Origin of the sequence: Streptomyces sp., from assembly GCF_019510245.1 — a bacterium.
Taxonomy (GTDB): domain Bacteria; phylum Actinomycetota; class Actinomycetes; order Streptomycetales; family Streptomycetaceae; genus Streptomyces.
In genome coordinates this window covers 1-4,811 of record NZ_JAEKKT010000271.1, presented here as the reverse complement: position 1 = coordinate 4,811, position 4,811 = coordinate 1, and the positions used below count along the sequence as shown (strand labels likewise).

Here is a 4,811-nt window from a genome sequence, read left to right as displayed (position 1 = left end):
GCGGTGAAACTCGCCGACGAGGCGGAGGGGCACGCCGCCGACGCCAAGTCACAGGCCGACGCGGCCAACACGGCCGCCCAGACCGCGATCGCCGGCGCCAACATCGCCTCCGGACACGCCTACGCCGCTTCCCAGGCCGCCGTCGACGCCGGCAACGCCGCCGTCCAGGTGGCCGCTCCCGCCAACGACGCCGTCCAGCTCGGCGCCCCCTACGTCACCACCGACTCCGCCGCCGGCCTCGCCGTCCTGACCGGGCAGTCGACCAAGACGATCGCCGAGCAGCAGCAGGCCGTCGCCGAGGCCCACGCCCAGAACGCCCAGGAGGCCGCCGCCCAGGCCGCGAGTACCGCCAACGCGGCCACCGGCGACGCCAAGGCCGCCTACACCCTCGCCGCCGAAGCCGCCGGCTACGCGGCCGACGCCCGCGCCTCCGCGAAGCAGGCCCTGGACTACTCCGCCGAAGCCGCCGGATACGCCTCCCAGGCCGCCCAGTCCCTCGCCCGCACCATCGCCTACGACCAGCAGGCCACCGCCGATGCCAAGGCCGCCGACGACGCGGCCGGCCGCGCCGACGGCTACGCCACACAGGCCCGCGACTCCGCGGACGCCGCCGCCCTCGACGCCCAGGCCGCCCGCGATGCCGCCAGCCAGGCGGAACAGGCGGCCACGGACGCCCGGGCCGCCGCCAAGGACGCCGACGCCCAGGCCACCGCGGCCGAGGAAGCCGCCAAGGACGCCCAGAAGTACGCCGAATCCGCCCAGCAGGCGGCCACGGAGGCGGCCAACGCACAGGCCAACCAGCAGGTCGGCACAGGTGCGGGAACGGGGGTGGCGAACAGCTTCTACGTCGTCGACAAGATCGATCCGATCGGAGATCCTCACCAGGACAACGACTGCGTCATCGACGTCGGATTCTCTGGCTGCACCGTGCAGTTCACCCTGCACTTCAACGCCACTGTCAGCTTCTACGTGTGCACCAACCCGGACGTCCCGGCCACGGAGTCCGGCTGCCCGCAAGAGGACACGGTGTTCGTCGGCACGAACACCTTCACCAACCTGTCCCAGCAGATCACCCGCTATTTCACCAAGCTGGAGCTGATCGAGGGCATCTCCAAGATCATTGCGAAGGTCGCCTGGGCCATCCTCGCCCAGGACTTCGTGGACTGCTGGCACGGCAGCGCTGGCGGCTGCGCATGGGCAGCGACCAATTTCCTGCCGGGGAAGAAGATCGGGGAGGCGATCGACGCGATCCGCGCCTTCGACGCGGCACTGCGCACCGGCGTCGGCGTCGAAGACGCGTTCAGGGCCCTCAAGGGCCTGGATGTTGATGCCGCGACGCTCGCCGGCGTCGAGCGCACCTTCGACATCTACGAGGAATTGGTCACGACCTGCCGCGTCAACAGTTTCCCGGCCGGTACCCGTGTCCTCATGGCCGACGGTTCCACCAAGGACATCGCCGACCTCCACCCAGGTGACGTAGTCGCTGCCGGCGACGGAGGCGTGGGCTCACCCCAGGCCCGGGCCGTGACACGCACCTTCCGTCACGACACTGAGCACCTCGTGGACGTCGTGGTGGACACCGGCGAGCAGGTCTCCACCACGACGGGTCATCGCTTCTACGTCGTCGGGCGGGGCTGGACGCTGGCCTCCGATCTGAAGGCCGGCTACCGGCTGCGGACGCGGGCCGGAACAACGCGGACCGTGACCGCGCTGAAGGACAGGGACAACCTGGCTCCCCGTCAAGTGTTCGACCTGAGCGTCGCCGACCTTCACGCCTTCTACGTACTCGCTGGCGCCACTCCCGTGCTGGTGCACAACTGCGCCGACCTGATCGCCGATGACGCGAAGTTCTCCGAGGCGCACACTCTGGACGAACACGTGGACCCGAACGAGGACGAGGCCATCGCCTTGGCCAAGAAGAAGCGGGATGAAGGCAAGGGAGACGTCAACAGCGTGTTCGTCGACCTCCAGACCGCCCAGCAGGTCGTGGACTACGCGCTGGTGAACAAGGCGGGAATGATCAGCAAGTGGCTTTCAAGGGAAAAGACGCCACAGAAGGTGATCACCGGTACGTTCGGGGCAAAGGAATCCATCGGCTGGGTCGCGCACGCGGATGAGAAAATCACCCAAGCTGGCAACAGATTCACCATCATTCTCAAGCGCGCCGAGGGGCACAAGAGTGGTTTCTTCGTGTTGACGGCCTACCCGTCGTGACGGAAGTGAAGAATGACAGCACGGTACAGCGAGTTCATGTTTGGCCTTCCCTGGCTGACAGAGTTCTTCCACCAGGATGCCTATCTCGTCGGCCCGACCCCGGCCGATGTGGTGACCTACCACTTGTCGGGTCTCAGCCCCGAGGGCGTGATGCTCGTACGCCGAGACGCCCAGCGGCTCGCGGACGGTCTACAGGCCGCACAGATCGAGGCGATCTGGGAGAGTTGCACCGAAACTGGGCCCTATCTCTACCCTCTGGCCCAGGTGGCCGACGGGAAGGCGTGGATGCGGCAGATCGTCCAACTGTGCGACATCCGGCTGTCGGCAGAGACCGTGCAGACGGAGCTGTCACCGACGGATCTCCTGGATAGGCCGGAACTCGCTTCGGAAGTGCTGACAGTTGTGCGCGAGTATCAGTCACGCCTCGGCTCCGATGTGAGCGACGCCTTGTTGGTGGCGGTTGCGTCGTGTACGGCAGACCTCGCCTTCCGGTTTCTGCTGCGTGCCCTGCCGCAGGCTTCACGGGCGCCGCACCAATTCACGATCACGAGTACGCAGTACACCTCGCTCAAGCAACTGGCGGCGGCGTTCGACTACGGCGAATACGCCCTTAGTGATCTGGATGTCTTGATCGACACATAGGTCGACTACCTCGCGCCGAATGAGGCGGCCGGGTTCGGTGGTGGCGTCCATGCCCTCACCGGACCCGGCTCGCACCTTTCATGGGGTTTTGACGGCGGCGGCCCGTCCGGCCGAGGCTCCGGTGCGGCGGCCGCGTACCCCTCGGCTTCCTCGCCGGCCCGGCATCTCACCGTCCAGGACAGCACCATAAAGGGTTCACGCACCTGTCTCAGTCCATTACTTTGGACTGAGAAGTGCGTCATAATGAACAATGAATCTCCAGGACCGCCCCTGACCACCCCAGCACCTCGCAGTCGGCGCCGACGTCCACGGCCGCCCCGGTGTCCGCGCCCGCCACCTCCGGCCTCCCGGGCCGGCTTGGCGCGCTCGGGCCCGCCGGGCTGGTCCTCGCCGGAGGGATCTCCGTGCAGTTCGGCGGGGCCCTCGCGGGGATGCTGATGCCCAGGGCAGGTGCGCTTGGCGTGGTGACATTGCGGCTCCTCGCGGCCGCCGTGGCGCTCAGGCCACCTCACCCCTGCTGGGACTGCACCTTGAGGACCGCCTCATACTCCGGTGCGGTTTCGGCGATCTATCCAGTGGGTTCGTCGACAGACCGTCGTCGGCAGGGGCTGCGTCGGCTTGGCTTCCTGGGGTCAGAAAGGCACCCCAGCCCGCTTGGCCAGCCGTGTCAGCCTCGGGTTGCTGCGGCGGTGCAGGGAGGTCAGCACGCGCATCAGCTCCTGGCTCGTCGGGTGGACGCGGGCCATCTCGGGTGCGATGTTCCACGCTGCTTCGAGGGCTTCGAGGGCGGAATCCCGGTCGCCCAGGGCCAGGTGCGACCGTCCCAGGTTCATGTGCAGCGGACCGATGCGGGTCGCGGGCAGTGAGGTGCCTTCCCGGATGAGGTCGTCAGCCGTGTCCAGCGCTCGGCGGTGCTGGTCCATGTCGGAGTACGTCGAGATGGCGTGGGTCGCGGTCTGGTCCGGCCCGAAGTGGATGCCGTGCTCGTCGGCGTCTGCGCCGTACTCCTCGGCGGTCCGCCATGCCGCCCGGATATGCTCCCCGGCGGCGGCCTCGTCCTTGAGCCGACCGGCCAGCGTGAGCCCGCGCAGGTGCAGGATGCCCAGACCGAACGCGCGGTCACGTCCCTCAAGCGTCGACTCGGCCTGCACGATCGCGCGGTCGACGATCGCCATTCCGCCCGCGAAGTCTCCTGAATTGAGGAAGGTCCCGGCCTCGTCCCGGGCAGCCACCGTGGCGGCGATCGGGTGCGCGCGCTCCGAGGCCAGCCTCTGCTTCATGACGGCCAGTTCGGCCAGGTGCATCCACCGGAACCGGGCCGCCAGCCAGTACACCACCGAATAGGTGTCGGCGACCCGGGTCCACGCGTCAGGTGACTGCGTGGCGTGTGCGTAGTTGGTCGACTTCGCCAGCACCCCGGGCAACTTCTGGAGGACTGCCCCCAGCTCGGTGCGGTAGCGGAGCTCGTTCAGCCGGTCCAGTTCGCGCGGGAGGTCCTCGGGATGCGGTGGCGGGGCGTCCGGGATGTCGAAGCGCCGGATGGCGTAGTTGAGGGCGGCCAGGTTCGCCTCGTCCGTCTTGGCGACGGGTTCCGTGCCCAGCAGCTCGTCGAGCGTGAGTCCCATGGCCTGTGCGAGGGAGGCGGCGATGGCCTGCGTGAGGGCGCGGTCGCCGATCTCGATCTTGCTGAGCAGAGAGACCGACACACCCGCCCGCCGGGCAAGGGCGACCTGACTGAGGCCGCGCGCCTTGCGGCAGACGGCCACGTTCGTACCGGGTCCGGGAATCCTGATCGCGCTCATCCTGTACGTCTTCCCCGCTCGACGCCCGTTGCGTTCCATCGTCTCACTCCGCCCCTCCCGCCCCCGGTCGTTGTGCAAGAGCTGTGCAAGTTGGCTTCGCACGGCGGCAGTTCTCTTGGGTGACACATGCATGCCCAGGTGGGACGAGGATGC

The 4,811-nt window shown here is 68.1% G+C and carries 3 protein-coding genes and 1 pseudogene; 3 read left to right on the top strand and 1 reads right to left on the bottom strand.

What is annotated here, in order from left to right:
• The 3 genes and pseudogenes from JF597_RS48560 to JF597_RS48550 all read left to right on the top strand — a co-directional run.
• Nucleotides 1-2,214: RNase A-like domain-containing protein (locus JF597_RS48560; RefSeq protein ID WP_294012127.1), on the top strand; the 2,214-nt coding region annotated here is incomplete at its 5' end.
• A gap of 12 nt (nucleotides 2,215-2,226) precedes the next feature.
• Nucleotides 2,227-2,856 (top strand): hypothetical protein, encoded by a 630-nt coding sequence (locus tag JF597_RS48555; protein WP_294012124.1) that lies wholly within the window; start codon nucleotides 2,227-2,229, stop codon nucleotides 2,854-2,856.
• Nucleotides 2,857-3,176: 320 nt separating this feature from the next.
• Nucleotides 3,177-3,356 (top strand): annotated as a pseudogene (locus JF597_RS48550) (EamA family transporter); the annotation flags it as partial.
• Between the two features lie 132 nt (nucleotides 3,357-3,488).
• On the opposite strand, the gene JF597_RS48545 reads toward JF597_RS48550, so the two are convergent.
• The gene (locus JF597_RS48545) at nucleotides 3,489-4,658 is read right to left on the bottom strand and encodes a helix-turn-helix domain-containing protein (protein WP_294012121.1); all 1,170 of its coding nucleotides are present in this window, start codon (nucleotides 4,656-4,658) and stop codon (nucleotides 3,489-3,491) included.
• Nucleotides 4,659-4,811 lie beyond the last annotated feature (153 nt).

Bases quoted from the DNA above. Each gene is read 5' to 3' on its own strand.
- JF597_RS48555 (WP_294012124.1), top strand. From the start codon at position 2,227: ATGACAGCACGGTACAGCGAGTTCATGTTTGGCCTTCCCTGGCTGACA.
- JF597_RS48545 (WP_294012121.1), bottom strand. From the start codon at position 4,658: ATGAGCGCGATCAGGATTCCCGGACCCGGTACGAACGTGGCCGTCTGC.